Origin of the sequence: Aestuariicoccus sp. MJ-SS9 (genome assembly GCF_032586235.1) — a bacterium.
Classification (GTDB): domain Bacteria; phylum Pseudomonadota; class Alphaproteobacteria; order Rhodobacterales; family Rhodobacteraceae; genus Aestuariicoccus.
On the sequence record NZ_JAWHTD010000012.1, the window covers coordinates 81,285 to 106,830 of the forward strand.

Sequence of the window (25,546 nt, forward strand, 5' to 3'; positions counted from 1 at the left end):
GCTGCGGCATGACGCCATTCCATGGCCAAGCTCTATTTCAACTACTCCACCATGAACGCCGGGAAATCGACGCTGCTGCTGCAGGCGGCGCACAACTACGGCGAGCGCGGGATGGAGACCTTTCTGCTGACCGCCGCGCTGGACGACCGCGCGGGCGAAGGCAAGATCGGGTCGCGCATCGGGCTGTCGCGCCCGGCCGAGACGTTTCGCGCGGGCGACGATCTTTTCATCCGGATCGAGGCGCGGCTGGCCAAAGGCCCCGTGGCCTGCGTGCTTGTCGACGAGGCGCAGTTCCTGACCAAGGACCAGGTCTGGCAGCTGGCCCGCGCGGTGGACGATCTGGGCGTGCCGGTCATGGCCTACGGTCTGCGGGTGGATTTCCGGGGCGAGCTCTTCCCCGGCTCGGCGGCCCTGCTGGCGCTGGCCGACAGCCTGCGCGAGGTGCGTACGATCTGCCATTGCGGGCGCAAGGCGACGATGGTGGTGCGCCAGGACGATCAGGGCCACGTGCTGACCGGCGGCGCGCAGGTGCAGATCGGCGGCAACGAGACCTATGTCAGCCTTTGCCGCCGGCACTGGCGCGAGGCTGTGTCCGGGTCCTGACCCACCCGCGACCGGGCGGCCCGAAAGCCGGGAAAATCGCGCAGACCTGACCTTGGGCGACAAATGCCCTATACTCAACGGGATGAAGAGTTTGGACACACAGATCGACCGGCTGCAACGGACGCGCGGCGCGGGCATCGTCGCCGAAGTGGCGAATTTCGTCATCTTCGCGGTGCGCCGTTTTTTCGCCGACCGCCTGAACAACGCCGCCGCCTCGCTGACCTATTCGACGCTGCTGGCGCTGGTGCCGCTTCTGGTCATCGCCTTTGCGATCCTGTCCAGCTTTCGTGCCTTCGACGCGGTCAAGGACCGGATGCGGCAGCTCTTCCTCGATGCGGTGGTGCCCGAGGCGGGGGCCGCGATCACGAACTACCTGTCATCCTTCACCGAAAACGCCAGCAACCTGACGGCGGTGGGCGTCGTCGCGCTGGCGGTGGCGGCGGTACTGCTGCTGTCGACCATCGAGGACACGCTGAACCGCATCTGGCATGTGGAACGGCCCCGCCCGATCCTGGTGCGGTTCCTGATCTTCTGGGCGATCCTCACGCTGGGGCCGATGCTGATCGCCGCCAGCATCGCGCTGACCTCGGACGTCATGCATTACGCCCGAAACTCGGCCCTCTTCGACCTTGGCGTGCCCGCAGAGGTCGGCCGGCGCGGGTCCTGGATCATCGACAATCTGGTCAGCGTCGGCATCAACCTCATCGGCTTTACCGCGCTCTTCGTGCTGGTCCCCGCGCGCCGCGTGCGCGTGCGCGACGCGCTGATCGGCGCGGGGTTCGCGGCGGTGTCGTTCGAGCTGCTGTCCTGGGGGTTCAACACCTTCCTCACCTCCGGTTCCAGCTATGAGACGATCTACGGCGCCGTCGCCGTCGTGCCGGTGTTCCTGGTCTGGGTCTACACAAGCTGGATGGTGATCATCCTGGGCGCGGTTCTGGCCGCCGCCTTTCCCGACTGGTGGCAGGCCCGTTCGGCAGAGCTGGGCGTCAAGGTCGGCCCGGTCGAACGGCTTGAGCTCGCCGTGGAACTGCTGTCGCGGCTGCACCAGCGCGCGCAGACCGGTGGCACGCTGGACGAGGAAACGCTGATGGAAGCGACCCCGTTCGAGGCGCGGGACGACATCCTCGATGCGCTCAACGCCGCCGGTTACGTTGTCGAGACCGAAAACGGGCGCGTGGCGCTGGCGCGCGACATGCACAGCACGACCCTGCAGGATCTGGCGCGCGACCTTGGGATGGCGCTGGGGCTTGCCCCCGGCGCCGAGGATGCGCTGCCCGAGGGGATGACCGACGACTACGTCGCGGACCTGACGGCGCTTCGCGCGGCACTCGGCCGGCTGCACGAGGCCGAGGGCGAGATCCTTGGCACCCCGATCGCCGAACTGGCCTCTGCCGGGACGGCCCGGCGCGGCGCGTCGGTCGAGGTTCTGGCGCAGCGCTCGCAGACCTGAGCGCGGCCGCTCAGGCGCGTTCGACCAGGACCGACCCCACCGAATAGCCCGCGCCGAAGGAACAGATCACCCCTTTGTCGCCCGGCGCCATGTCGGCGGAATGCTTGGCGAAGGCGATGATCGACCCGGCGGACGAGGTGTTGGCGTAATCCTGCAGGATGTTGGGCTGCTCGGCCGGTTCGGGCACCCGGCCCAGCACCTTGCGGCCGATGAAATCGTTCATCGTCTTGTTGGCCTGATGCAGCCACAGCCGTTTCAAATCGTCCGCCGTCCAGCCCTCGGCCTCCATATGCGCGGCGATATGGGCGCTGACCATGGGCAGCACCTCTTTGAACACCTTGCGCCCGTTCTGCATGAACTGCATGTCGCGGCGGTCTTCCATCTGGTCGTGGGTGCGGCGCAGGAAACCGTCATTGTTGCGGATGTTGTTGGAGAACTGCGTCGCGCATCTGGTCGAATGGATGACGAAGTGATCGCCCGCCGCGTCCTCGGCCCGTTCGATCACCACCGCGGTGGCCACGTCGCCGAAGATGAAATGACAATCGCGGTCGCGCCATTCCAGATGCGCCGAACAGATCTCGGGGTTGACGACGATGGCGCAGCGCACCGATCCGCTGCGCACCATGTCTGCGGCGGCCTGAATGCCGAAGGTGGCCGACGAACACGCGACGTTCATGTCGAAGGCAAAGCCCTTTGCGCCCAGCAAATCCTGGATTTCAATGGCTACCGCCGGATAGGCGCGTTCGTGGTTCGACGCGGCGCAGATCACCAGATCGACATCCGCCCCCTGGCGCCCGGCCATGGCCAGCGCCTTGCCACAGGCGTCCAGCGCCATTTCCGCCATGATCCCGGGCTGGTCGTCGGGGCGCGCGGTCAGCTTGGGGAACATGCGCGCGGGGTCCAGGACGCCCTCCTTGTCCATGACAAAGCGCTGCTCGATACCACTGGCGGACTCGATGAAACCCGCGCTGGAATGTTGCATCGGCTCGGCCTCGCCCGCCGCGATGGCCTCGGCGTGTTCGGCGTTCCAGCGGTCGGCATAGGCGTTGAAGGCGACGACAAGCTCGTCGTTGGTGATGATCTGCGACGGGGTAAAAAGCCCGCATCCGGTAATGGCAGGTTGGTACATGGCGCGTCTCCACAGGTTGCGGGACAACACAGGATCGCGCGCGCCGGGTCAAGCCGGACGTCGCGGCGCGTCAGCCACGGTCAGGATAGCAAGAACGGTGTGGGGTCAGCGCCAGAGTCGGACCGCCGATGCCGCCACGGCAACCGTCAATCTTTCTCGGGTCATCCCCGTCCCCCGCCCGTCGCGGCTTCAGAGATCGAGAAACACCGTCTCGCCCGGCCCCTGCAGCCGGATATCGAAGCGGTACGCCCCTTTGCCAGTCTTCCTGGCGATCAGCGTCTCGGCCCGCGGGCGCTGTTCGATGCGGTTCAGCAGAGGGTCGGCGGTGTTGTCCTCGTCCTCAAAGTAAATCCGGGTCGCGAGGCCGATGTTGATCCCGCGCGCCACGATCCAGAGGCTGATGTGCGGCGCCTGAAGCGCGCCGTTGCACAGGCGCACCGCGCCAGGCTTGACCGTGCGGAGGGTGAATTCGCCGCTGTCCTTGTCGGCGGCAAAGCGGCAAAAGCCGCTGACCGCCGGATCGGCCCCCTCGGCCCCCGGGAAAAGCCCCGCCGCGTCCGGTTGCCAGCTTTCCAGCATCGCGTCGCGCATCGCCCAGCCGGTGCCGTCATAGACCGACCCGGTGATGGTGACCGCCTGGCCCTTGGCCCCGGGCTGAACGGCGCTAAGCCCCAGATCCTCGGGGTAGACGCCCTCTATCCCGGCAAAGCTGGGGATACAGCCGATATGGACATAAGGCCCCGCCGTCTGGCTGGGCGTTTCGGTCAGCAGGTCCAGAGCTTGGGTCACGGCTCACATTCCTTCCGGCTTGTTTTCGAACATGGTCTGGCGGCGGCCGCGCAGGACGATGTCGAACTTGTAGGCAAGGTAATCCATCGGCCGCGCGTTCTGCATATCCAGCGGCGCGACCAGCCGGTCGAGCTGGCTGCGCGACTTGATCGTCGCGGCGATCGGGCAAAGGTCGATCAGCGGGTCGCCCTCGAAATACATCTGGCTGATGAGCCGCTGACCGAAGGCATGGCCGAAGACCGAGAAATGGATATGCATGGGCCGCCAGTCGTTGGCGCGGTTGGGCCAGGGATAGGCGCCGGGGCGGATGGTCAGGAATTCATAATAGCCGTTGTCGTCGGTGATCGTGCGCCCGCAACCGCCGAAATTGGGATCGAGCGGGGCGAAATACGTGTCCTTGACGTGGCGATAGCGGCCTCCGGCATTGGCCTGCCAGATCTCGACCAGTGTCTGCGGCACCGGGCGGCCGGTCTCGTCCAGCACCCTGCCATGAACCCTGATCCGCTCGCCCACGGCGGGCGCGGCCCCTTGGGTGAAGTTCAGGATCAGGTTGTTGTCGAGCTTTCCCAGCAGGTTATGACCAAAGCGCGGGCCGGTTTCCTCGGCCGGGGTTGAGTCCATCGACAAGAGCGGCAGCGACGGCGACCGCGTGACCGAGGTCTTGTAATCCGGGTCGAACGGCACCGGGTGCATGTCGCGCCGGCGCGGCATCAGCGGAGCGGTGTCAGTCATTTTCGGTCTCCATCTCCAGATAGGTCTGCTTGGCCAGCTTGATGGCGTGGTTGGCGCGCGGCACACCGGCATAGATGGCGACGTGCTGGAACGCCTCCATCACGTCGCGCTTGCTGGCTCCGGTCCGGGCGGTGGCGCGGATGTGCATGGGGATTTCCTCGAAATTGCCGGTGGCGGCGAGCAGCGCCAGCGTCAGCATAGAGCGTTCCCGCCGGCTGATCGCGTCCGACGCCCAGACCGTGCCCCAGGCGCTTTCGGTGATCAGATCCTGGAACGGCCGGTCGAGATCGGTCTTGGCGGCCTCGGCGCGGTCGACATGAGCATCGCCCAGCACCTCGCGGCGGGTTTTCATGCCGGCGGCATGGCGATCAGACATTCCGTGTCCTTTCCTGAAAGGCCCCAATCGGGGCGGCTGCGGCCCGCGCAGAGACGAAAGCCACAGACTTGGCCGAGTGTCGCAAGCGTCCGCTTCCCCCAAGGGAAATGCCACATCTTGCGGCGCGGGAAAATAAAATACGGCGCATCATCATTTAGCCGCTCCCCTCCGCCCGGTCAGAACGGCAGGCCGATGTAATTCTCCGCCAGATCGCGCCGCGCGGTTTCGGATTGCGCCAGATGCAGCATCGTGGCCTTGCGCATCTGCGGCGCGAAATCATCCTCACCCTCGAAGCGGTGGAGCATGGCCGTCATCTGCCAGCTGAAACGCATCGCCTTCCAGATCCGCGCCAGCGCGCGGTCGGAATAGGCCTCGACCCCGGACATATCGTTCCGCTTCAACGCGTCGATCAGCGCCTGGTGCAGATAGAAGACATCCGACACCGCCAGGTTCAGCCCCTTGGCGCCGGTCGGCGGCACGATATGCGCCGCGTCGCCCACCAGGAACAGCGATCCCCAGCGCAACGGCTCGCTGACGAAGGACCGCAGCGGGGCGATGGATTTTTCGATCGACGGGCCGGTGACCATGTCCTGCGCCACTTGCTGCGGCAGACGGCGCGACAGTTCCTCCCAAAAGCGGTCGTCGCTCCAGTCCTCGACCTTGTCGGTCAGCGGGACCTGCACGTAATAGCGGCTGAGGCTGGGGCTGCGCATCGACACCAGCGCAAAGCCGTGTGTCGAATTGGCATAGACGATCTCGTCGCTGGCCGGGGGCGTGCGCGACAGAAGGCCAAGCCAGCCGAACGGATAGACCCGTTCGAATTCGCGCCGCTTGTCCGCCGGGATGGTCTGGCGGCTGACGCCGTGGAACCCGTCGCAACCGGCGACATAGGCGCAGTCGATCCGCTGGCGCGCACCGCCTTGGGTGAACTCGACATAGGGCGCGGACGAGGTCACATCGTGGATCGCCACATCCTCGACCCCATGCAGGATCGTCGTGCCCATCGCGTCCTGCGCGGCATAAAGATCGGCCGTGACCTCGGTCTGGCCATAGATCATCACAGACTTGCCGGTCAGCTCGTGAAAGTTGATGCGCACCATCAGGTCGTCGTCGGTAAGGTAGCAGCCTTCATGCTCCATGCCGTCGCGTTCCATGCGCGCGCCGACGCCAGCGGCGCGCAGCATCTCGACCGTGCCGGATTCGAGCACCCCGGCGCGGATGCGCGACAGCACATGATCGCGGCTGGCGCGTTCCAGGACGATCGTGTCGACACCGGCCCTGTTCAGCAATTGCGACAGCAACAGCCCCGACGGCCCGCCCCCGACGATGACAACCTCGGTCTTCATGCGCTCCTCCCCTGCAGACGGTCAGTCTAGCCGCGCGGGCGCGTCGCCGGAATGGACGGCATGGGCCACAAATGGTAAGATTCGTGCATGTCCACCCCCAGCGCCATCCCCGTCTTCACCCTTTTTGGCGAGACCGGGCACTTCCCGGACGTGGTGCATTGCGAGCGGATTTCAGACCGTGCGCGTTCGCACGACTGGGCCATCGCCGCGCATCGCCATGCGCAGATCGCGCAGCTTTTCTGCATCGAGGACGGCCGGATGGAGGCCAAGGTCGACGGCCGCGAATGGTGCCTGCAGAGCACCGAATTCCTCTATATCCCGGCGCAATCCGTGCATCAATTCCGGTTTGCGCCCGACACGTCGGGGCAGGTGATCTCTTTCCCGCTGGCCCTTGTGAACGGCATCGGGCCCGATGTCGCCCAGGCTCTGGCGCGGCCCTTTGCCGGGCGGACCGCGCCCGGACTGAGCGCGCTGGTGGCGCTGCTGTCAGCGACCTTTGCCGGCAACGGCACTTTTCGGACACAGGCGGCCATCGCGCTGGCCCATGCGGTTCTGGCCTCCCTCGCCCAAGAGGCCGCCGCCGCCGACCCTGGCCCCGGACCGCAGGCCAGCACGCGGCTGGCCCAGCTCGACGCGTTGATCGCCCGGCACCTCGGCGATGGCTGGGGGGCGGCGGATTATGCCCGGGCCCTGTCGGTCAGCACCGGCCATCTCAGCCGGCTTTGCCGCGCCGCGACCGGCGTCGGCGCTGCGGCCTATATCGAACAGAGCCTGATGGAAGAGGCCAGCCGCCTTCTGGCCTTCACGCAACTGTCTGTGGCCGAGGTGGGTTACCGGCTTGGGTTCAACGACCCCTCGTATTTCTCGAAACGGTTCCGGCGGGTGCGCGGAGAGACCCCTACCGCCTACCGCCAAAAGTTCGTCAGCTGACCTTAACGCGGGGCCATGCGGATCGCGCCGTCCAGCCGGATGACCTCGCCGTTGAGCATGGGGTTGGCCAGGATATGCGCGACCATGGCCGCGTATTCCTCGGGCTTGCCCAGGCGCGAGGGGAAGGGCACCTGCATTCCCAGCGACTCCTGCACCTCTTGCGGCAGGCCTTGCAGCAGCGGCGTCAGGAACAGCCCCGGCGCGATGGAACAGACGCGCACGCCCTTGTCCGCCAGATCGCGGGCCATGGGCAGGGTCATGCCGACGATCCCGCCTTTCGAGGCGGCATAGGCCACCTGGCCGATCTGCCCCTCGTAGGCTGCGACCGAGGCGGTGTTTACGATCACGCCGCGCGCGCCGTCCTCGTCCACAGGGTCTGCCGCGACCATCCGTGCCGCCGCCTGGCTCGCGCAGTTGAACGACCCGATCAGGTTAACGCCGATGGTTTTGGCGAACATGTCGGGATCATGCGCCGCCCCGCGCGACACGGTCTTTGCCGCCGGGCCGATGCCGGCGCAATTGACCAGCACCCGCGGCGCGCCAAGCGCGTCTTCGACCGCGTCCATGCCAGAGGCGACCGACGCAGGATCCGCGACGTCGACCTTGACGAAGAGCGCCGAGAGGCGCTCGGCTTGGGCGTGGCCTTCGACCTCGTTGAGGTCGAAAAGCGCCACGCGCAGGCCTTGCGCCGCCAGCTTTTCCGCCGTCGCAGCCCCCAACCCCGAGGCCCCGCCCGTCACGATGGCCGTATGTCCTTGCCAGTTCTGCATCGCTGATCCTCTTCCTTGTGGCGGATTTCTTCGGAATGGTGAGGCGGGCGCGCCGCTACACCGGGTTGGGCACGTCCTCGCCCGCAAAGAACGCCTTGAGGTTGGCCACCGCCATCCGCCCCATGTCCTCGCGCACCTCCAGCGCGGCGGTGCCCAGATGCGGCAGAAGAACCGCGTTTTCCAGACCGATCAACGCCTCGGGCACGCGGGGTTCGTGTTCGTAGACATCAAGCCCCGCACCCGCGATCGCCCCAGTTTCCAGCGCCGCGATCAGCGCCGCCTCGTCCACCACGTCGCCGCGCGAGATGTTGACGAAATGCGCCGTCGGCTTCATCGCCGCAAAGACCGCTGCGCCGATCAGGTGGTGCGTCTCGGCCCCGCCCGGCACGGCGGCGACCAGCACGTCGACCGCAGCCGCCAGCGCCTCGGGGCTGCCGTAGCGCGTTGCGGGGAAATCGAGCGTCTTTTCCGACCGGCTGGCATAGCCCACCGACATGCCGAACCCAAAATGGCAGCGCCGCGCGATGGCCTGCCCGATGCGGCCCATGCCGAGGATGCCGACGGTCTTGCCGGTCAGGTGAAGACCCAGCATCTGCACCGGATGCCAGCCCTGCCAGTCGCCGCGCCGCACCAGCCGCTCGCCCTCGCCCGCGCGGCGGGCGGACATCAGCATCAGCGTCATGGCGATATCGGCGGTGGCGTCGGTGACGGCGCCCGGCGTGTTGGTCACGGCGATCCCGGCGGCACGGGCGGCCGCAACGTCGATGTGGTTATAGCCCACCCCGAAATTGGCGAGGATCCGGCAGCGTGGCTGACCCACCGCCGCAAAGATCTCGGCGCTGTAGGCATCGCCCAGCGTCGGCAGCACGCCGTCGTAGTCGCGCAGCGACGCGATCAGCGCGTCGCGGTCCATCGGGTCGGGCCGGTCACGATAGGTGAGGTCGAAAAGGCCGCGCGCGGTCTCGACCACGCTGTCGGGCAGGTTGCGGGCGATCAGAACCTTGGTCAACACATCCTCCCACCGTCGGGAACGGGTTTGTCGGGCGCGATCAGCACGACCGCGCCGGCGTCGTCATAGACGCCCAATACCAGCACCTCGGACATGACAGGCCCGATCTGGCGCGGCGGGAAGTTCACCACCGCCATCACCTGCCGGCCCACGAGCGTCTCGGGGTCGTAATGCTCGGTGATCTGGGCCGAGCTTTTGCGCTGCCCGATCTCGGGCCCGAAATCCACCCAGAGCTTGATCGCGGGTTTGCGCGCCTCGGGGAAGGGTTCGGCCCGGACGATCGTTCCGGCGCGGATATCGACGGCCTGAAAGTCGTCATAGGCGATCTCAGCCATTGGCCAGCTCCCGCGAGCGGTCCGCGGCGGCCTTGACCGTCGCGCGTATCAGCGGCGGCAGGCCCGCGTCGGCATCCATCAGCACCTCGAGCCCCGCCTGCGTGGTGCCGTTGGGCGAGGTGACGTTGACGCGCAGCTGTTCGGGCGTCTCGGCGGCCTGCATCGCCAGTTGCCCCGCCCCGGCCACGGTGGCCTTGGCCAGCTGCATGGCCAGGTCGGGCGCCAGCCCCTGCGCCTCGCCCGCCGCGGCCAGGCATTCGATCATGTGAAAGACATAGGCCGGGCCCGAGCCGCTGACCCCGGTCACCGCATCCATCTGGTCTTCGCTGTCCAGGCGGACAACCTCGCCCACGGCGCTCAGCAGTTCCTCGGCCAGGTCGAGGTCGGCGGCGCTGGTGCGGTCGTTGCCGATGATCGCTGTGATCCCCGCGCCGACGGCGGCGGGGGTGTTGGGCATGGCGCGGATGATCGGGGTCCGGTCGCCCAGCGTGGCGGCGAAGGTCGCCAGCGGCGTGCCCGCCGCGACCGAGATGAACAAGGTGGACCCATTGCCAAGCGCCTGCATCCCGGGCAGCGCGTCGCCCATCATCTGCGGTTTGACCGCCACCAGCACCACCGCCGGGTCGGGCGGCAGGTCTCTGTTCAGATGTACGTTCCGGTCGCGCAGCCATTGCGAGGGGTTGGGGTCGATGACCCAGACGGACGAAGGCGGCAACCCGCGCTGCAGCCAGCCCTGCAACATCGCCGATCCCATCTTGCCGCAGCCCAAAAGCACGAGCCCCCGGCGGGCGAGGTCGGAATTCTGCATGGTCTGGCCCTCCTGTCGTGTTGGGCCAGAGTGTTACGTGCGGGCGCTACCGGGCGCAACCCGGCAGCGCCTGTCAAATCGCGTTGTCAGGCGCGGCCGTAGGCCTCGGCCATGGCGACCTGCAGCGCCTGCTGCGGCGTCTGATCGGACCAGACCATCAGCTGGAAGGCCGGGTAATAGCGTTCGGCCGACAGCACCGCCGCGGTGATCAGCGTGTCGATCTGTTCCGGGCTGGCGATCTGCCCGCCCGACAGGACCAGCCCGTAGCGATAGACCATCAGCTGCTGTTCCGCCCAATAGCTGAAGGCCCCGGCCCAGCATTGATCGTTGACCGCGTTAAGCCCTTCGTAGAGCGCCGGAAGCCGGTCGGCCTGCGGCTCCATCTCGAAGGTGCAGATCATGCGCAGGGTTTCGTCATATGCCGACCAGGCCAGCGTGATCGAATAGGTGCGCCACTGGCCTTCGACGGCCATCGCGATCTGATCGTCGTGGATGCGGTCGAAATCCCAGTCGTGGGATTCAGCCAGATGTTCGACGATGTCGATCGGATGAATCTCGTCTGACAGAAACTGTTCGGACAATGCCATGGCGCCACCTCATTGTTGTCATAGCGTCAGGGGCTGGCAGCGCCTCTACCGCTAGGTGCCTGCTCTAGGGCGTGGGGCGTTTCCCCGCGCCCTTACCAGATATGGTGCATGTGCCGGACACCTCATGTAAAGCGATATTTTCGCGGATACCGCGATAAGTTGTGGATGAATGCCATTTGGGCGCAAGATCGGGCGTTTTCTGCGACAGGCCCCTCCGGGTGTTCTGGCATCGGCCGGACGGGGGGGCTATGTTGACGCCACGCAACCAGCAGCCCGGGGACATATCCAGATGACCAAACCCTGTATCCTATGCGTCGCGATCACCGGCTCGGTGCCGCGCAAGGCCGACAATCCCGCCGTTCCGATCAGCATCGAAGAGCAGGTGGAAAGCACCCATGAGGCCTTTGAGGAAGGGGCAAGCATCTGCCACGCCCATGTCCGCAATCCCGACGAGACGCCGACCTCGGACCCCGAGCGCTTTGCCCGGCTGATGGAAGGCGTGCGCAAGCATTGCCCGGGAATGATCGTGCAGCTTTCGACCGGGGGCCGGTCTGGCGCCGGGCGCGAACGCGGCGGTATGCTATCGCTTGCGCCGGATATGGCGTCGCTGTCGGTGGGGTCGAACAACTTTCCCACCCGGGTCTACGAGAACCCGCCCGATCTGGTGGACTGGCTGGCGAGCGAGATGCGGACCTATGGCGTGAAGCCCGAGATCGAGGCTTTCGACCTGAGCCACATCCACAAGGCCGCCGAAATGAACCGCGACGGGCGCATTCCCGGCAAGCTTTACGTGCAGTTCGTGATGGGCGTGAAGAACGCCATGCCCTGCGACCGCGACGTGTTCGACTATTACATCAAGACGGTCGAACGGCTGGCCCCCGACGCCGAGTGGTGCGCGGCCGGGATAGGCCGGCATCAGATCGAGGTCAACGAATGGTGCATCGCCGCGGGCGGCCACACCCGCACCGGGCTCGAGGACAACGTCCGGCTCGACCGCGACAGGCTGGCCCCGTCGAATGCGGCTCTGGTCAAGCGCGCGGCAGAGCTCTGCGCGAAATATGACCGCCCCGTCGCCACGCCCGCCCAGGCGCGCGAGATTCTGGAGCTGCGCCCGGCCTGAACGCGGGACGGCGAGGCACCCGGCGGCTTCCCGGTTCTAGCCGGATCGGTGCCGGTGGCTGGTCACAGGACCGGGGCGCTGCCCCGGTCCCCGGAGTATTTTTGCCAAGAAGAAGCAGGGGGCCGGTTCGAGAGGTTAGGACCGGAACGGGAGCTTCACCGGGGCCCTAGAGGATGCCTTCGTAGATCGGGCCGAGCGTTTCGGTCTCGAAGAGCGACGACACCGACGTGCCGTTCCAGATGTTGAGGATCGCCTGGGCGAACATCGGGGCGGTCGGCACGACGCGGATGTTGGGCGCGGCCGCGACCGCCTCGGTGGCGGCGATGCTGTCGGTGATCACCAGCGACTTCATCACCGAATTTGTGATGCGCTCGACCGCGGGGCCCGACAGGACGCCGTGGGTGATATAGCTGTGCACCTCGGTCGCGCCGTGATCCATCAGCACCTCGGCCGCCTTGCAGAGCGTGCCGGCGGTGTCGCAGATGTCGTCCACGATGAAGCATTTCTTGCCGGTGACGTCGCCGATCACGGTCATCTCGGCCACTTCGCCGGGCTTTTCGCGGCGCTTGTCGACGATGCTGAGCGGGGCGTTGATCCGCTTGGCCAGTTCGCGCGCGCGGGCCACGCCGCCCACGTCCGGCGACACCACCATGACGTCCTCGAGCCCGCCTTTGAAGTGCTTGAGAATGTCCAGCGCGAAGACCGGCGAGGCATAGAGGTTGTCGACCGGCATGTCGAAGAAGCCCTGGATCTGCGTCGCGTGCAGATCCATCGTCAGCACCCGCTCGATCCCGGCCCCGGCGATCATGTTGGCCACCAGCTTGGCGGTGATCGGCGTGCGCGCCTTGGTCCGCCGGTCCTGCCGTGCATAGCCGAAATAGGGGATCACCGCGGTGATGCGCGCCGCCGAGGACCGGCGCAGCGCGTCAGCCATGATCAGCAGTTCCATCAGGTTGTCGTTGGCCGGGTTCGACGTCGACTGCAGGATGAACATGTCCTCGCCGCGGACGTTCTCGAACACCTCGACAAAGATTTCCTGATCGTTGAACCGCTCGACCCGCGCATCCACCAGGCCGACCGACATGCCCCGGTAAAGCGACATCCGCCGCGCGATGGCCTGCGCCAGCGGCCGGTTGGCATTGCCCGCAATCAGTTTGGGTTCCATGAGAGTGGGCATCGGGCAGCTCCGGCAGATGACAGATTCGTGACGTTGCGCACCGCTTAGCATGGGGGTAGCGTGCCGCAAACCCATGCCAAGCGGCGGAGACCACCATGCCCCATATCGACTATTTTTTTGCAACAATCTCGCCGTTCACCTACCTCGCCGGGACCCGGCTCGAGGAGATCGCGGCGAAACACGGCGCGACCGTCACCTACAAGCCGATCGACATCATGGCGCTTTTCCCGCGCACCGGCGGGACCAATCCCAAGGATCGCCACCCCAACCGGATGGAGCTGCGCGCGCAGGAACTGCAGCGCCAGTCGAAAAAGCTCGGGATGCCGCTGAACCTCAAGCCCGCCCATTGGCCCACCAATGCCGCGCCCTCTGCCTATGCGATCATCGCCGCGCAGAACGCCGGGGGCGGCGATCTGGGCGCGCTGGTGCACGGGGTGCTGCGCGCCTGCTGGGCCGAGGAAAAGGACATCGCTGAGGATGCGGTGATCCGCGACTGCCTGGCCCGGGCGGGCTTCGATCCGGCGCTGGCGGATTCGGGTCTGCTGGTCGGGGCCGAGACCTATGCCGCCAATCTCGAAAAGGCGGTCGAGCGCGGCGTCTTCGGCGCGCCTTTCTACATCACCGACAGTGGTCAGCGGTTCTGGGGTCAGGACAAGCTGGAGGATCTCGATCTGCATCTGGCCGGCACGCTCTGAATGCCGCGTGACAGCCGCGCCGGGCTGACGGTTCACTGGCAGAGCCTGAGCGAGGGGCGCGCGCCCGCACTTTTGCTGCATTGCGCGCTGGCCTATTCGGGAGCCTACCGCGCGCTGGCCGAGGCGCTGACGCCCGATCTTGGGATCGTCGCGCCGGACATGCCGGGGCACGGGCGGTCTGACGACTGGGACGGGCAGACCGACATGCACGATCTGGTCACCGCCGTCGCCGCCAGCTTCCTTGTGCCCGGCACGCATCTGATAGGCCACAGCTTCGGGGCCACCGTGGCGCTGCGGCTGGCGCAGGAGCATCCCGGCCAGGTCGCCAGCCTGACCCTGATCGAGCCGGTGCTTTTTGCCGCTGCAAGGGACGAGGACCCGGCTCTGCATGCCGACCACATGAGGCGCAGCGCGTCTTATGTCGAGGCGATGAAGGCCCATGACTGGGAGACGGCGGCAGAGCGCTTTACCGCCAACTGGGGCGACGGGCGCAACTGGGAGGCGCTGCAGCAACGCCAGAGCGAGGGGTTCATCCGCCGGATCCCGCTGGTCGCCGCCACGCAGGACTGTCTCAACGAAGACACCGCCGGCCTGCTGGCCCCAGGCCGGATCGAGGCGGTGCGCGCGCCGACGTTGCTGTTGCGCGGGGCCAGGACGATGCCGGTGATCGCCCCCGTCCAGGCCGCGATCGCGCGCCGCCTTCCGGACGCGCGCGAAGAGGTGATCGCGGGGGCGGGGCATATGCTTCCGCTCAGCCACCCCGAGGCCGTCGCCGCCGCCATCCGGGCCCGTCTCGGGGCGCTTTCCCCCGGCGCTCAAAGCGGGTAAGGCGCGGGCAAAGGGGGGCGTCTTATGTCACATGTCACGCTTGTTCGCCACGGGCAGGCCAATTCGCATAACCGCACCGAAGGCGGCTACGACCGGCTGAGCGATCTCGGCTGGCAGCAATCGCGCTGGCTGGGCGCGCATTTCCGCGACAGCGGCGAGGTCTTCGCCCGCGTCTATTGCGGCACGCTGCGCCGCCACCGCGAAACCGCCGAAGGCATTGCGGCGCAAACGCCGGGCGAGACGGTCGTCGACCCACGGCTGAACGAGCTGGAATACTTCAACATGAGCCAGGCGCTGGCCGAGCAGCATGGCATCGCCATCCCGACCGACCGCGAGGAATTCGTGAGGCATCTGCCGCAGCTCTTCACCCATTGGCGCGACGGTCGGCTGGAGGGCGTCACCGAAAGCTTCGATGCATTCGAGGCGCGTGTGCGCGAGGTGGTGCACGACATCGCGGGCGGCGCGGGCCGCGCGCTGGTGGTGACCTCGGGCGGGCTGATCGGGATGGCGATGCGGGTGACGATGGGGCTGGATATCCCGGCGCTCTGCCATGTCTGCCTGTCGATCATGAACACATCCGTTCATCGCTGGCAGCCGTTCCCGACCGGGCTGGCGCTGACCCAGTTCAACGCCGTGCCGCATCTGGAAACCGTCGAGCGACAGCTGGCGCAGACGCATATCTGACGCAGGCGGCATTGGGTTGGGGAAGGCGCTGCATGTCCACGGGACGGGTCGCGGCGACATGCCGTCCATCGCCCCTTTAAGCCCGGCACCGGCTGCGGTAGCGTTGCGCCAAACCACGGGGGGACAGATCATGACACATCTCTGGGTGCGCGCCGAACAGCGTCCGAACGAGGACCGCGTCGGCATCCTGCCCGAAGGCGTGGCGGCGCTGATCGCCCAGGGCTTTCGCGTCACGGTCGAGGAAAGTCCCGCGCGCGTGATCCCGCTGGAGGGCTACAGCGCCGCCGGCGCCGAGATCGCGCCCGAGGCCAGCTGGCCCGAAGCCCCCGAAGACGCCATCGTATTCGGCCTGAAGGAACTGCCGGAAAGCGACCTGCCGCTGCGCCACCGCCACATCATGTTCGGCCACGCCTACAAAGGCCAGCCCGCCGGGCAGCGCCTGTTGCGGCGCTTCGCGGCGGGGGGCGGCACGCTCTACGATCTTGAATACCTGACCGACGCCGACGGCCGCCGCGTCGCCGCCTTTGGCTATTGGGCGGGTTATGCCGGGGCCGCGGTGTCGCTGAAATGCTGGGCGGCGCAGCAGCGCGGCGGGATCTGCGGGCCGGTGTCGTCCTACGACAACGCCGCCGCCCTGCTGGCCGACCTGCAATCCGAACTCGTCGCGCTTAACTCCGGCCGCCCCACGGCGCTGGTCATCGGCGCTCTGGGGCGTGTGGGCACCGGGGCAAGCGACCTCTGCCGCGCGATGGGGGTGCCGGTCACCGGCTGGGACATGGCCGAAACCGCCCACGGCGGCCCCTTCCCCGAGGTGCTGGCGCATGAGCTTTTCTTCAACTGCATCCTCGCGCGCCCGGGCACCCCGGTCTTCGTGCCCGCCTCGGCCAAAACGGCCGAGCGGCGTCTGCGGGTGATCGGTGACATCGCCTGCGACCCCGACAGCGACTTTTCCCCGATCAAGGTCTATGACCGGACGACCTCGTGGGACGCGCCGGCGCTGCGGGTGCATGACGACCCGCCGCTCGACGTGATGGCGATCGACAACCTGCCCTCGCTGCTGCCGCGCGAATCCTCCGAGGATTTCGCGGACCAGCTCTTGCCTCATCTGAAAACCCTCGGCGATCTGGCGGGCGGCGTCTGGGGCCGCGCCAGAGGCCATTTCGACACGCATATTCAGGAGCTTTCCACATGACGATCCACTGGTGCGGCACGGGCCTCTCGTCGATCCCCGGCCTGCGGCGGCTGATCCAAGCGGGCCATTCCGTGACCGTCTGGAACCGTACCATCGCCAAGGCCCGCGACGCGGTCGGCGATCTAACCGACGACATCCGCGCCTTTTCGCCCGAAGCGCTGGAGGGCGCCCTGGGGCCAAGCGACGTGGTCGTGTCGATGCTGCCGGGCGACTGGCATGTCGTGCTGGCGGAGCTCGCCATCGAGAAAGGCGCGCATTTCGTGTCGTCGAGCTATATAGCGCCCGAGATGCGGGCGCTCGACACCAAGGCCAAGATGGCCGGGGTCTGCCTGGTGAATGAGGTCGGGCTCGACCCTGGCATCGACCACCTGATGGCGCATGATCTGGTCCGCGCCTACCGCGCCTCGCCCGCCTACGACCCCGAAAACGTGGTCAGCTTCACCAGCTATTGCGGCGGCGTGCCCAAGGTGCCCAACGCCTTCCGCTACAAGTTCAGCTGGGCGCCGGTGGGCGTGTTGAAGGCTTTGCGCTCGCCCTCGCGCTCGATCCGGCACTTTGCCGAGCTCGAGGTGAAGCGTCCCTGGGACGCGCTGTCGCGCTATGATGCGCCGCTGCCCGACCCCGAGACGTTCGAGGTCTACCCCAACCGCGACTCGCTGCCCTTCATGGCCGACTACGGCTTCGACCCGCGTTGGAAGGTCAAGGATTTCGTCCGCGGCACCTTGCGCCTCAACGGCTGGGCCGAGGCCTGGGCGGACATCTTCGCCGAAGCCGGCACCGCGACCGACGAACGGCTGGCCGAGTTGGCCGATGAGCTGCTGGCCAAGAACGCCTATGCCGAGGGCGAGGCGGACCGCGTGGTGCTCTGCGTGTCGCTGATGGTCGAACGGGACGGCCGGACGGTCTGGCACAAGACCTGGGTGATGGACGCCTGGGGCGACGCGCGCGGCACCGCCATGGCGCGGCTGGTGTCGGTGCCGGTGTCGCTGGCCGTCGAGGCGGTCCTGCAGCGCGAAATCGCGCCGGGTGTCAGCGCCGCCCCCTCCGATCCCAAACTGGTGGGCCGCTTCATGGACGAGGTGGGCACCCTGGCGCAGCATCTGATGCTGGTTGACCACACCGACTGAGCGTTCTTAAGACCGCCGTCGGAGCGAGAGGCCAGCCCCTCGCGCTCCCCGGGATATTTTTGGATCAGTGAAAACAAGGGCGCGCGCCCCCGTTTCATCGATCCATAAATATCCCCGCCGGAGGCATCTCTCTCTTTGGGTGCGTCAGCTGTCATGCTCGCCCAGTTTCGGTGAAGGGCGGTCGGTGACGAGGTCGGCGTCCGAGAACCGGAACGGGGCGCGGATGCCGGGGATGCCGCCTGGTGCGATCTGCATGCCGCGCGCCTGCACCTGCGGGTCGGCCATGACCTCGGCCATGTCGTTGATCGGGCCAGCGGGGACGCCTTCGGCCTCGCAGGCGGCCAGAAGATCGGCCTTGTTCATGCGCAGGGTCGCCTCGGTCAGGCGGCGGGTCATGTCTTCGCGGTTGGCGATACGGTCGGCGTTGGTCAGGAATTCCGGCGCCTCGGCCATGTCGGCCAGACCGAGCAGGCGGCAGAGGCGCTGGTATTGCGCATCGTTGCCGGTGGCGATGATGATGAAGCCGTCGGAGCAGTCGAAGACCTGGTAGGGCGTGAGGTTGGGGTGGTAATTGCCCGTCCGCCCCGGCGGCGTGCCGGTGGCGAGGTAGTTCAGCGCCTGGTTCGCGGTCGCCGACACCGCGCAATCCAGAAGCGCCATGTCGATATGCTGGCCCTTGCCGGTGCGGGCGCGCTGGTGCAGCGCGGCAAGGATGCCGGTGACCGAGTAAAGCCCGGTGAAGAGATCGGTGATCGCCACGCCGGCGCGCTGCGGCTGGCCGTCGGGATCGCCGGTGATCGACATCAGCCCGGACATGCCCTGAATGATGTAGTCATAGCCCGCGCGGTGGGCATAGGGGCCGTCCTGGCCGAACCCGGTGATCGAGCAGTAGATCAGGCCCGGATTGACGGCAGCGGCGCTTGCGTAGTCCAGCCCGTATTTCGCCAGCCCGCCGACCTTGAAATTCTCGATCAGGATGTCGGCCTCGGCGATCAGGCCGCGCATGGTCTCTTGCCCCTCGGCCGAGGCGAGATCGACGGTGATCGACCGCTTACCCCGGTTGCAGGAGTGGAAATAGGCGGCCGAGCGGTCGCCGTCGCGGTCGATGAAGGGCGGGCCCCACTGGCGGGTGTCGTCGCCGCGCGGGGCCTCGACCTTGATCACCTCGGCGCCCAGGTCCGCAAGCGTCTGACCGGCCCAGGGGCCGGCCAGAATGCGTGCCAGTTCGATGACCTTCAGGCCTTCGAGCGGCCCGTTCGGAGCGGATGTCATCAGCCGAGTTCGTCGTCCAGGATGGATTTGAACTCGTCATAGGGCATGTTGCTGTACTTGGTGCCGTTGATGACGAAGGAGGGCGTCGAGGTGATGCCGTGTTCCTCGGCGTTGGCCTGGTACCATTCGACCAGCGCCCGCAGCTTGGTCCCGTCGGAGAGGCAGCTTTCCAGCTTGTCCTTGTCGACCCCGGCCAGCAGGCCGATCTTGCGCAACTCGCCTGCGATGGCGGCATCCGATCCGGCGCGGGCCCAGTCCTGCTGGCCCTTGTAGACCAGATCGGTGATGCCGAAGAATTTCGACGGCTCGCAGCGCGCGATCAGCGAGGCCCACATGCCGTATTTGTCGAAATACACCTCGCGGTAGGTAAACTTGATCTTGCCGGTGTCGATATAGTCGGCTTTCAGCTGCTTGTAGGTGTTGGCGTGGAAATTGGCGCAATGCGGGCAGGTGTAGCTGGCGTATTCGATCACTTCGACGGCGGCGTCGGCATTGCCCTGCACCATCTCGACGATCTCGACATCGGCGGCGGTCTGGGCGCTGGCGGCGCCGGGCAGCACGATCTCGGCGCCCTTGGGCGCGGCCTGCTGGGAAATCCACCAGCCGCCGCCGGCCAGCAGGCCGATGGCAAGAAGTGCGGAGGTTGCGATACGTTTCATATGAATGCCTCTTCTGATGTCGCCGCGACCGGCTATTTGCGGCCTTCGACCTTGGATATGACGTTTGTGGCCAGACGTTCAAGCGCCGCGCGCAGCCCATCGTCGCGCACATCGCCGGCGGTCTGCCGGGCGCGCTCGACGATTTCCGGGGCGGGGTCTGCGGGTTTGGCCTTAGGCGCGTGGTCAAAGGCGACGCGGCCTTCGGCAAAGCCCGTGGCGGCGGTCTGGGTGATGCGCACGCGCTGGACGGCGTTGTAGCCGTAGACGGCGTTGACCCGCTCGCGCAGCGCGTCCTTCTGCATCTCGAGCAACGGGGCCTGCGCGCCGGTGGTCAGGATCGTCAGGGTCGCGCCCATGCCGCCACGGCCATAGCTGATCTCGACCGGGCGCGCGATGGCGGCGATGTCGGCGCCCGCGATCTCGGCCCAATGCGTCAAGAGCCGCGCCTGCGCAAAGCCGCGCGATTCGCTGGCGCGCCGGATCCGGCCTTGCAACAGGCTGGCGGTGCGGGCGAAACCCTTGGTGGTCGAGGGGCGGTAGGCCATGATTGACTCCGTCGTTCGGGCGCTATTCTAGTGACGCAGCCGCCCGGCGCCAGCCTTGAATTCACCCTTGCTTGTCACAGGATTGTCAGACGTGCGTGACCCCGCCGACCCCCTCGTTCTGCTGGAGTGGTACGACCGCCACGCCCGCGCCATGCCCTGGCGCGTGGGCCCCGCTGCGCGGGCCCGGGGCGAACGGCCCGACCCCTACCGTGTCTGGCTGTCCGAAATCATGCTGCAACAGACCACCGTGGCGGCGGTGAAATCCTATTTCGAGAAATTCACCACGCTCTGGCCCCGCGTCACTGATCTGGCGGCCGCCGAAGATGCCGACGTCATGGCCGCATGGGCCGGTCTTGGGTACTACGCCAGGGCGCGCAACCTGCTGAAATGCGCCCGCGTGGTGACCGCCGAGCATGGCGGCAGCTTTCCCGCCGATCACGCGACCCTGCTGACGCTGCCCGGCGTCGGCCCCTACACGGCGGCGGCGATCGCCGCCATCGCCTTCGACCGGCCCGAGGTTGTGGTGGACGGCAATGTCGAACGGGTGATGGCGCGGCTGCATGACCACCACACGCCCCTGCCCACCGCCAAGCCGCGCCTGACCGACATGGCCGCGGCGCTGACGCCCGAAGCACGGCCGGGCTGTTATGCCCAGGCGGTGATGGATCTGGGCGCCACGATCTGCACCCCGCGCAACCCGGCCTGCGGGCTCTGCCCCTGGCGCGGCTCCTGCGCGGCCTGGGCCAACGGCACGGCGGCCGAACTGCCCAAGAAGCTGCCCAAGAAGCGCAAGCCGACGCGGCTGGGCATCGCCTATCTGGTACGGCGCGTGGATGGCGCCTGGCTGCTGGAGCGCCGTCCGGACAAGGGGCTCTTGGGCGGGATGCTGGGCTGGCCCGGGTCTGACTGGGGCGACGACCCCAAGGACAGCCCGCCCATCCGCGCCGAATGGAAGACGCTTGGCGAAGAGGCGCGCCACACCTTCACACATTTCCACCTGCGCCTGACCGTCAAGACCGCGCTGGTGCCCATGGACCGCAGGCCGGATCGCGGCGATTTCATCGAATTGCCCGACTTTCGCCCATCCGATCTGCCAACGGTGATGCGCAAGGCCTTTGATCTGGCACAAGGCGCGTGACGTCAGGCTTGGCCAGACTACGCGGCAGAGGCTAATCTGGCATCCAAAAGACCCGGAGCAGAAACATGGACAAAAGCATCGGCCGCCTGAGCACGGCACTGCCGTTCTGGATGTCGCTGGGGCTGGTGCCGCTGGTGTGGTTCGGCGCGGCGCAGGGCGGCTGGTGGGTGCTGTTGCCGATCGTGGCGACATGGTATCTCTTTTCAGCGCTCGACGCGGCGCTTGGGGTGAACCTCGACAATGTGGATCCCGAGACCGGGGAGGAGCACCTCTTCTGGTACAAGCTGGTCACGCAGGTCTGGGTGCCGCTGCAATTCCTCAGCCTCTTTGGTCTGATCTGGTACGTGGGCCAGGCCACGCATCTGAACGGATGGGAGACATTCGGCGTCTTCTTCGGGGTCGGCGTGATGACCGGGACCATCGGCATCAACTATGCGCACGAGCTGATGCACCAGAAGAACCGGCTGGAGCGGACACTGGGCGATCTGCTGCTGGCGATGGTGCTTTATTCGCATTTCAGGTCGGAACACCTGCTGGTGCATCACCGCTACGTGGGCACGCCGCGCGATCCGGTGACGGCGCGGTATAACGAGGGGTTCCACCGCTTCTATCCCCGCGTCCTGCGCGAAAGCCTGGTGTCGGCCTTCCGCGCCGAACGGGCGATGCTGGCGCGCAAGGGGCTGCCCTGGCATCACCCAAACAATCCGTTCTGGCGGTACTGGGCCCTGCAGGCGGCGATGCTGGCGCTGGCCTTTGCGCTGGCGGGCTGGGGCGGGATCTTGCTTTTTGCGGTTCAGGCAGGCGTGGCCGTCTGGCAGCTGGAGCTGGTGAATTACGTCGAGCATTACGGGCTGACGCGGAAACATCTGGGGGACGGAAGGTACGAACACGTGATGCCCCGGCATTCTTGGAACGCGGCGCACAAGGCCTCGAACTGGCTGCTGATCAATCTGCAACGGCATTCGGACCACCATTACAAGCCCGACCGGCGCTTCCCGCTTTTGCAGAACCACACCGAGGCGGATGCGCCGCAACTGCCCTACGGCTATCCGGTCATGACCATGGCTGCGATGCTGCCGCCGCTGTGGCGGCGAGTGATGAACCCCCGCGTGCGGCGCTGGCGCGAGACATATTATCCCGAGATCACGGATTGGACCCACTACAACCACGCCGACCTCCCCCTGCCCCGTTAGGCCCGGGAAGCGGTGCGCAATAAATGCGCACCCTACGGGCGTCGCGCTGTGGTGTAGGGTGCGCATTCACTGCGCACCGTGCCCGTCAGTCGAACTTGCGCGAGGGGGCCAGCACCTTGGCCTCGCCGATCAGCACCTTCTTGCCATCGACCGAACAATGGCACTCCAGCGTCACCCGGCGCTTGGCGTGGTCGATCTCGATGACCTTCACCTCGGCATAGACCATGTCCCCGGGCCGCACCGGCGCCAGAAACTTCAGCGTCTGGCCCATGTAGACCGTCCCGTGCCCCGGCAGCTGTTCGCCGATCACCGCCGAGATCAGCCCCGCCGTCAGCATCCCATGCGCGATGCGTCCCGCAAAGATCGTGTCACGGGCGTAGTCGTCGTCCAGATGCACCGGGTTGCGGTCGGTGGACACCTCGGCAAAGAGCTCGATATCGCGGTCGGTCACCTCTTTGCGCAGGTACCGCGTCATCCCCATCTCGATATCCTCGATGCAGATCGTCCCGCGGGGCAGGTTGTCGAACATCTTCGCCTCCATGATCATCCGGATCGCAACAAATATACCCATCAACTGGGGTTTCAAGTAATTTTATTACTTCGCAGTCGCAGAAAATCAAGGGAATTCGCGTCAAATCGCAGATCGTGCTGCATCAAAGCACCACACGTCCAGCCGCGCGCGGGCGGGGGCGACGCGACCCGGAGGCCGAGACTCAACGCTTTGACGGCAAAAGCCCTGTCAGCGCAGGAAGCCGATGCTGTAGGTCGGGGCGACCTCTTCGCGGCGCAGATAAGCCTCCAGCGCCTTCGGCTCGGGCTGCTCGCGCGTCGCGGTCTCCTCCGCCGCCAGCCCGCCCGAGATGAAGAGCGAATCGATATCCTCGCCCATCGCGCCCCGGATGTCGGTCACCACCCCGTCGCCGATGGCCAAAATCCGGTCGTTGGGCACGTCATGCCCCAGCTCCGCCAGCCGCCGCCGCGCCAGATCGTAGATCGGCGGATGCGGCTTGCCGAAATAGAGGCTCTCGCCCCCCATCTCGGTGTAAAGCCGCGCCAGCGCCCCGGCGCACCATTCCCGCCGCTCGCCCCGATCCACCACGATGTCGGGGTTGGCGCAGAGCAGTTTCATGCCTTTCTGCTTGGCATAGAGAAACTGCGGCCGGTTCACATCCGGGTCCGCATGGGGATCGAAGGGGCCGCAGCAGACGATACCTTCGGCCTCTTCCAGCGGGACCTGCTCCACCTCGACCGGATCCTCGATCAGATGGAGCGGCTCGAAGAACGGCAGATCGTGCTTTTGCCCCATGAACCAGACCTTGCGCCCGACCGCGCCGCGGAACATCGCGGCGCGCGCGGAGTCGCCGCTGGTGGCGATGCTGTCCCAGCAATCCGTCGGCACTTCGAACCGATCAAGCTGCTTGGCCACCTCGTGGCGCGACCTTGGCGCGTTGGTCACCAGCACCACCTTGCCGCCGCGCGCGCGGTATCCGCGCAGCGCGTCCACCGCCGAGGGGAACGCCTTGACCCCGTTGTGCACGCAGCCCCAGAGATCGACGAAAGCCGCGTCGTAGATGTCGGATATGTCGGCCAGGGTTTCGATGATCCGGGTCATGGGGCTGCTCCTGTCCTGCACGCGGGGTCGTGGGACATATGGCAGGCGGGGACGGCGGACACCAGACGTTAGGACAGCAGATGCACCCGCGCCTCGGGCCCCTTGTCGTCGCAGCGATAAAGGTCGTGGCGGCTTTCGAGGTAGCGGCGCCAGTTGCGGTGCTCCATCTCGCTGATCTTGAAGCCCGCCTTGCCCATCTGCTGGCCCAGAACGCCGATGCGCAGGCTGCTGCCATCCTCGCTGGCGCGGATCAGGTCGTGGATCCTGCGATCTATCGGCTTGAGGTTATCCGACACCGGCCTCGCGATCTCGACGAACCGGCTGCAGGCCTTGCGGAACCGCTCGGGCGCCTTGTCCTCGCCGATGCCCAACACGTCAAACCCGCGTTCGCGCAGATGATAGGCCAGGTGGCCGAAATCGCCATCGCTCGAGGCCAGCACGAAGGTGTCGACCGCCCGGCTGTGGCTGATATGGACGGCATCGATGGCCAGAAGCACATCCGCCGCGTTCCGCCCCGCCCCGCTGTCCACCGGACGAAAGCCCGGCGCGTCGCGCCAGGCGCCCAGGCGCGTGGCATTGCCGTAGACACGCTGGATCGTGATGCGCCCGTGCTTGACCGCCCCACTGATGATGCGCCCTGCCAGCGCCACGGGAATGTTCTCGCCATCCACCAGCAGCGCGAGCGTTCTTTCCCCGGTCCGCACGGATGTCTGGCTCATGATGTCTCTCACTCGTCAAAGGGCGCCCACGCGCGCCAGTCATCCCCATTCCCTTGAGCCTGTCAACGCCGCGCGCCTCCGGTTGATATATGTCAACCAGGCCGCCGGCCGCGCCGCTAGGCTGGAGGGCATTTCAGCAAGATGGGGGGTGTGACATGAGATTCACGATTTCAGCCGGTGTCGCGGGGGCTGTGGCCCTGACCTTTTTCGGTTTTGCCGCGCAGGCCCAAAGCATGCCGCAGGATCTGGGCAAGTTCGAATACGACAACAGCTGCGCCACCTGCCACGGCGCGGGCGGCAAGGGCGACGGTCCGATGCTCGAACATCTGATGCAGCGCCCCTCCGACCTGACAATGCTCAGCAAGAACAACGGCGGGGTCTTTCCAGTCTCGACAGTCTACGAGACGATTTCCGGCGACAACGAGATCGGCGCGCATGGGTCGCGCGACATGCCGGCCTGGGGCCGGACCTTCCGGATGCGGGCCGAGGGCGATCCGGATTTCTTCCCCGGCGCGGCCGACCGCGCGGCCTACGCCAACATCCGCATCCTCGCGCTGATCGAATTCCTGGCGTCGATCCAGGAAGAGTAAGCGCGGCATTTCGGCGAAAATGAACGGGCCGGACAAAGCTGCCGCATCCCGTTTCTAGAGCGTCGTCCATTTAATCTGCAACATATCCGGCAGCCTTGAAGAGGTTTCTGCACTCGTTTGGCGGGAAGAGA

General features: G+C 66.7%; 29 protein-coding genes. 12 read left to right on the forward strand and 17 right to left on the reverse strand.

What is annotated here, in order from left to right; all coding sequences use genetic code 11:
• Window positions 1–21: 21 nt before the first annotated feature.
• Window positions 22–603 (forward strand): thymidine kinase, encoded by a 582-nt coding sequence (locus tag RXV88_RS10775; RefSeq protein WP_316292714.1) that lies wholly within the window; start codon window positions 22–24, stop codon window positions 601–603.
• 91 nt (window positions 604–694) lie between these two features.
• Entirely contained in the window at window positions 695–2,053 is a 1,359-nt protein-coding gene (locus RXV88_RS10780; RefSeq protein ID WP_316292716.1) for a YihY family inner membrane protein, read from the forward strand.
• Window positions 2,054–2,063: 10 nt separating this feature from the next.
• Here RXV88_RS10780 and RXV88_RS10785 read toward each other — a convergent pair whose 3' ends face one another.
• The 5 genes from RXV88_RS10785 to pobA form a co-directional block, all read right to left on the reverse strand.
• A complete protein-coding gene (locus RXV88_RS10785; protein WP_316292718.1) occupies window positions 2,064–3,182 on the reverse strand; it encodes a beta-ketoacyl-ACP synthase III in 1,119 nt (372 codons plus the stop codon).
• A 189-nt stretch (window positions 3,183–3,371) separates the two neighbouring features.
• Complete coding sequence (gene pcaG, locus RXV88_RS10790; protein WP_316292720.1) at window positions 3,372–3,971, reverse strand: protocatechuate 3,4-dioxygenase subunit alpha; 600 nt, start codon at window positions 3,969–3,971, stop codon at window positions 3,372–3,374.
• A gap of 3 nt (window positions 3,972–3,974) precedes the next feature.
• Complete coding sequence (gene pcaH, locus RXV88_RS10795) at window positions 3,975–4,703, reverse strand: protocatechuate 3,4-dioxygenase subunit beta (RefSeq protein ID WP_316292722.1); 729 nt, start codon at window positions 4,701–4,703, stop codon at window positions 3,975–3,977.
• On the reverse strand, window positions 4,696–5,079 hold the full coding sequence (pcaC, locus tag RXV88_RS10800; protein ID WP_316292723.1) for a 4-carboxymuconolactone decarboxylase: 384 nt from the start codon (window positions 5,077–5,079) through the stop codon (window positions 4,696–4,698). Before pcaC ends, pcaH begins: the two co-directional genes overlap by 8 nt.
• A 176-nt stretch (window positions 5,080–5,255) precedes the next feature.
• Window positions 5,256–6,425, reverse strand: a complete 1,170-nt coding sequence (gene pobA, locus RXV88_RS10805) for a 4-hydroxybenzoate 3-monooxygenase (protein WP_316292725.1) — start codon at window positions 6,423–6,425, stop codon at window positions 5,256–5,258.
• Between the two features lie 87 nt (window positions 6,426–6,512).
• Between pobA and RXV88_RS10810 the strand changes: the two genes are divergently transcribed.
• Window positions 6,513–7,355 (forward strand): helix-turn-helix domain-containing protein, encoded by an 843-nt coding sequence (locus tag RXV88_RS10810; RefSeq protein WP_316292726.1) that lies wholly within the window; start codon window positions 6,513–6,515, stop codon window positions 7,353–7,355.
• 2 nt (window positions 7,356–7,357) lie between these two features.
• On the opposite strand, the gene RXV88_RS10815 is transcribed toward RXV88_RS10810, so the two are convergent.
• The 5 genes from RXV88_RS10815 to RXV88_RS10835 form a co-directional block, all read right to left on the reverse strand.
• Complete coding sequence (locus RXV88_RS10815; RefSeq protein WP_316292727.1) at window positions 7,358–8,125, reverse strand: SDR family NAD(P)-dependent oxidoreductase; 768 nt, start codon at window positions 8,123–8,125, stop codon at window positions 7,358–7,360.
• A 55-nt stretch (window positions 8,126–8,180) separates the two neighbouring features.
• Complete coding sequence (locus RXV88_RS10820) at window positions 8,181–9,134, reverse strand: D-glycerate dehydrogenase (protein WP_316292728.1); 954 nt, start codon at window positions 9,132–9,134, stop codon at window positions 8,181–8,183.
• Window positions 9,131–9,469: a tRNA-binding protein gene (locus RXV88_RS10825; RefSeq protein WP_316292729.1), complete on the reverse strand. Its 339-nt coding sequence runs from the start codon at window positions 9,467–9,469 to the stop codon at window positions 9,131–9,133. Before RXV88_RS10825 ends, RXV88_RS10820 begins: the two co-directional genes overlap by 4 nt.
• Window positions 9,462–10,277 carry a pyrroline-5-carboxylate reductase gene (gene proC / locus RXV88_RS10830; RefSeq protein ID WP_316292731.1) on the reverse strand — a complete coding sequence of 272 codons (816 nt, stop codon included), beginning with the start codon at window positions 10,275–10,277 and terminating at the stop codon, window positions 9,462–9,464. The genes RXV88_RS10825 and proC overlap by 8 nt, the downstream gene beginning before the upstream one ends.
• A gap of 86 nt (window positions 10,278–10,363) precedes the next feature.
• Window positions 10,364–10,864 (reverse strand): YbjN domain-containing protein, encoded by a 501-nt coding sequence (locus RXV88_RS10835; protein ID WP_316292733.1) that lies wholly within the window; start codon window positions 10,862–10,864, stop codon window positions 10,364–10,366.
• A 289-nt stretch (window positions 10,865–11,153) separates the two neighbouring features.
• Between RXV88_RS10835 and RXV88_RS10840 the strand changes: the two genes are divergently transcribed.
• Complete coding sequence (locus RXV88_RS10840; RefSeq protein ID WP_316292734.1) at window positions 11,154–11,984, forward strand: 3-keto-5-aminohexanoate cleavage protein; 831 nt, start codon at window positions 11,154–11,156, stop codon at window positions 11,982–11,984.
• Window positions 11,985–12,150: 166 nt separating this feature from the next.
• Here the strand turns inward: RXV88_RS10840 and RXV88_RS10845 are convergent, their stop codons facing one another.
• Window positions 12,151–13,161, reverse strand: coding sequence for a ribose-phosphate pyrophosphokinase (locus RXV88_RS10845; RefSeq protein ID WP_316292736.1), 1,011 nt, complete (start codon window positions 13,159–13,161; stop codon window positions 12,151–12,153).
• 95 nt (window positions 13,162–13,256) lie between these two features.
• Between RXV88_RS10845 and RXV88_RS10850 the strand changes: the two genes are divergently transcribed.
• From RXV88_RS10850 to RXV88_RS10870, 5 genes are all read left to right on the forward strand, one after another.
• Window positions 13,257–13,856, forward strand: a complete 600-nt coding sequence (locus RXV88_RS10850; protein ID WP_316292738.1) for a 2-hydroxychromene-2-carboxylate isomerase — start codon at window positions 13,257–13,259, stop codon at window positions 13,854–13,856.
• Window positions 13,857–14,684, forward strand: coding sequence for an alpha/beta hydrolase (locus RXV88_RS10855; RefSeq protein WP_316292740.1), 828 nt, complete (start codon window positions 13,857–13,859; stop codon window positions 14,682–14,684).
• Window positions 14,685–14,708: 24 nt separating this feature from the next.
• Window positions 14,709–15,368 (forward strand): histidine phosphatase family protein, encoded by a 660-nt coding sequence (locus RXV88_RS10860; protein ID WP_316292742.1) that lies wholly within the window; start codon window positions 14,709–14,711, stop codon window positions 15,366–15,368.
• 130 nt (window positions 15,369–15,498) lie between these two features.
• Complete coding sequence (locus RXV88_RS10865) at window positions 15,499–16,560, forward strand: saccharopine dehydrogenase (protein WP_316292744.1); 1,062 nt, start codon at window positions 15,499–15,501, stop codon at window positions 16,558–16,560.
• The gene (locus RXV88_RS10870) at window positions 16,557–17,687 is read left to right on the forward strand and encodes a saccharopine dehydrogenase family protein (RefSeq protein ID WP_316292746.1); all 1,131 of its coding nucleotides are present in this window, start codon (window positions 16,557–16,559) and stop codon (window positions 17,685–17,687) included. Before RXV88_RS10865 ends, RXV88_RS10870 begins: the two co-directional genes overlap by 4 nt.
• A gap of 144 nt (window positions 17,688–17,831) precedes the next feature.
• On the opposite strand, the gene RXV88_RS10875 is transcribed toward RXV88_RS10870, so the two are convergent.
• From RXV88_RS10875 to RXV88_RS10885, 3 genes are read right to left on the reverse strand one after another with little or no spacing between them, the layout of a single operon-like run.
• Window positions 17,832–18,959: a CaiB/BaiF CoA-transferase family protein gene (locus RXV88_RS10875; RefSeq protein WP_316292747.1), complete on the reverse strand. Its 1,128-nt coding sequence runs from the start codon at window positions 18,957–18,959 to the stop codon at window positions 17,832–17,834.
• Entirely contained in the window at window positions 18,959–19,618 is a 660-nt protein-coding gene (locus RXV88_RS10880) for a DsbA family protein (RefSeq protein WP_316292749.1), read from the reverse strand. Before RXV88_RS10880 ends, RXV88_RS10875 begins: the two co-directional genes overlap by 1 nt.
• Before the next feature lie 32 nt (window positions 19,619–19,650).
• Window positions 19,651–20,163: a DUF721 domain-containing protein gene (locus RXV88_RS10885; protein ID WP_316292751.1), complete on the reverse strand. Its 513-nt coding sequence runs from the start codon at window positions 20,161–20,163 to the stop codon at window positions 19,651–19,653.
• A gap of 91 nt (window positions 20,164–20,254) precedes the next feature.
• Here RXV88_RS10885 and mutY point away from each other — a divergent pair, with 91 nt between their 5' ends.
• Window positions 20,255–21,301 (forward strand): A/G-specific adenine glycosylase, encoded by a 1,047-nt coding sequence (mutY, locus tag RXV88_RS10890; protein WP_316292753.1) that lies wholly within the window; start codon window positions 20,255–20,257, stop codon window positions 21,299–21,301.
• 65 nt (window positions 21,302–21,366) lie between these two features.
• On the forward strand, window positions 21,367–22,494 hold the full coding sequence (locus RXV88_RS10895; protein WP_316292755.1) for an alkane 1-monooxygenase: 1,128 nt from the start codon (window positions 21,367–21,369) through the stop codon (window positions 22,492–22,494).
• Window positions 22,495–22,579: 85 nt separating this feature from the next.
• On the opposite strand, the gene RXV88_RS10900 is transcribed toward RXV88_RS10895, so the two are convergent.
• From RXV88_RS10900 to RXV88_RS10910, 3 genes are all read right to left on the reverse strand, one after another.
• Window positions 22,580–23,023, reverse strand: a complete 444-nt coding sequence (locus RXV88_RS10900; RefSeq protein WP_316292762.1) for a MaoC family dehydratase — start codon at window positions 23,021–23,023, stop codon at window positions 22,580–22,582.
• Between the two features lie 210 nt (window positions 23,024–23,233).
• The gene (locus RXV88_RS10905; protein WP_316292757.1) at window positions 23,234–24,106 is read right to left on the reverse strand and encodes a TIGR01459 family HAD-type hydrolase; all 873 of its coding nucleotides are present in this window, start codon (window positions 24,104–24,106) and stop codon (window positions 23,234–23,236) included.
• 68 nt (window positions 24,107–24,174) lie between these two features.
• Window positions 24,175–24,825 carry an NYN domain-containing protein gene (locus RXV88_RS10910; RefSeq protein WP_316292758.1) on the reverse strand — a complete coding sequence of 217 codons (651 nt, stop codon included), beginning with the start codon at window positions 24,823–24,825 and terminating at the stop codon, window positions 24,175–24,177.
• Window positions 24,826–24,980: 155 nt separating this feature from the next.
• On the opposite strand from RXV88_RS10910, the gene RXV88_RS10915 reads away from it, so the two are divergent.
• Window positions 24,981–25,415: a c-type cytochrome gene (locus tag RXV88_RS10915; protein WP_316292760.1), complete on the forward strand. Its 435-nt coding sequence runs from the start codon at window positions 24,981–24,983 to the stop codon at window positions 25,413–25,415.
• The last annotated feature ends 131 nt before the right edge of the window (window positions 25,416–25,546 follow it).

What these genes read in the sequence shown, in the direction of transcription:
- RXV88_RS10775 (WP_316292714.1), top strand. Translation starts at nt 22, where the DNA reads ATGGCCAAGCTCTATTTCAACTACTCCACCATGAACGCCGGGAAATCG.
- RXV88_RS10785 (WP_316292718.1), bottom strand. Translation starts at nt 3,182, where the DNA reads ATGTACCAACCTGCCATTACCGGATGCGGGCTTTTTACCCCGTCGCAG.
- pcaH (WP_316292722.1), bottom strand. Translation starts at nt 4,703, where the DNA reads ATGACTGACACCGCTCCGCTGATGCCGCGCCGGCGCGACATGCACCCG.
- pcaC (WP_316292723.1), bottom strand. Translation starts at nt 5,079, where the DNA reads ATGTCTGATCGCCATGCCGCCGGCATGAAAACCCGCCGCGAGGTGCTG.
- pobA (WP_316292725.1), bottom strand. Translation starts at nt 6,425, where the DNA reads ATGAAGACCGAGGTTGTCATCGTCGGGGGCGGGCCGTCGGGGCTGTTG.
- RXV88_RS10810 (WP_316292726.1), top strand. Translation starts at nt 6,513, where the DNA reads ATGTCCACCCCCAGCGCCATCCCCGTCTTCACCCTTTTTGGCGAGACC.
- RXV88_RS10815 (WP_316292727.1), bottom strand. Translation starts at nt 8,125, where the DNA reads ATGCAGAACTGGCAAGGACATACGGCCATCGTGACGGGCGGGGCCTCG.
- RXV88_RS10825 (WP_316292729.1), bottom strand. Translation starts at nt 9,469, where the DNA reads ATGGCTGAGATCGCCTATGACGACTTTCAGGCCGTCGATATCCGCGCC.
- proC (WP_316292731.1), bottom strand. Translation starts at nt 10,277, where the DNA reads ATGCAGAATTCCGACCTCGCCCGCCGGGGGCTCGTGCTTTTGGGCTGC.
- RXV88_RS10835 (WP_316292733.1), bottom strand. Translation starts at nt 10,864, where the DNA reads ATGGCATTGTCCGAACAGTTTCTGTCAGACGAGATTCATCCGATCGAC.
- RXV88_RS10840 (WP_316292734.1), top strand. Translation starts at nt 11,154, where the DNA reads ATGACCAAACCCTGTATCCTATGCGTCGCGATCACCGGCTCGGTGCCG.
- RXV88_RS10845 (WP_316292736.1), bottom strand. Translation starts at nt 13,161, where the DNA reads ATGCCCACTCTCATGGAACCCAAACTGATTGCGGGCAATGCCAACCGG.
- RXV88_RS10850 (WP_316292738.1), top strand. Translation starts at nt 13,257, where the DNA reads ATGCCCCATATCGACTATTTTTTTGCAACAATCTCGCCGTTCACCTAC.
- RXV88_RS10855 (WP_316292740.1), top strand. Translation starts at nt 13,857, where the DNA reads ATGCCGCGTGACAGCCGCGCCGGGCTGACGGTTCACTGGCAGAGCCTG.
- RXV88_RS10860 (WP_316292742.1), top strand. Translation starts at nt 14,709, where the DNA reads ATGTCACATGTCACGCTTGTTCGCCACGGGCAGGCCAATTCGCATAAC.
- RXV88_RS10865 (WP_316292744.1), top strand. Translation starts at nt 15,499, where the DNA reads ATGACACATCTCTGGGTGCGCGCCGAACAGCGTCCGAACGAGGACCGC.
- RXV88_RS10870 (WP_316292746.1), top strand. Translation starts at nt 16,557, where the DNA reads ATGACGATCCACTGGTGCGGCACGGGCCTCTCGTCGATCCCCGGCCTG.
- RXV88_RS10875 (WP_316292747.1), bottom strand. Translation starts at nt 18,959, where the DNA reads ATGACATCCGCTCCGAACGGGCCGCTCGAAGGCCTGAAGGTCATCGAA.
- RXV88_RS10880 (WP_316292749.1), bottom strand. Translation starts at nt 19,618, where the DNA reads ATGAAACGTATCGCAACCTCCGCACTTCTTGCCATCGGCCTGCTGGCC.
- RXV88_RS10885 (WP_316292751.1), bottom strand. Translation starts at nt 20,163, where the DNA reads ATGGCCTACCGCCCCTCGACCACCAAGGGTTTCGCCCGCACCGCCAGC.
- RXV88_RS10895 (WP_316292755.1), top strand. Translation starts at nt 21,367, where the DNA reads ATGGACAAAAGCATCGGCCGCCTGAGCACGGCACTGCCGTTCTGGATG.
- RXV88_RS10900 (WP_316292762.1), bottom strand. Translation starts at nt 23,023, where the DNA reads ATGTTCGACAACCTGCCCCGCGGGACGATCTGCATCGAGGATATCGAG.
- RXV88_RS10905 (WP_316292757.1), bottom strand. Translation starts at nt 24,106, where the DNA reads ATGACCCGGATCATCGAAACCCTGGCCGACATATCCGACATCTACGAC.
- RXV88_RS10910 (WP_316292758.1), bottom strand. Translation starts at nt 24,825, where the DNA reads ATGAGCCAGACATCCGTGCGGACCGGGGAAAGAACGCTCGCGCTGCTG.
- RXV88_RS10915 (WP_316292760.1), top strand. Translation starts at nt 24,981, where the DNA reads ATGAGATTCACGATTTCAGCCGGTGTCGCGGGGGCTGTGGCCCTGACC.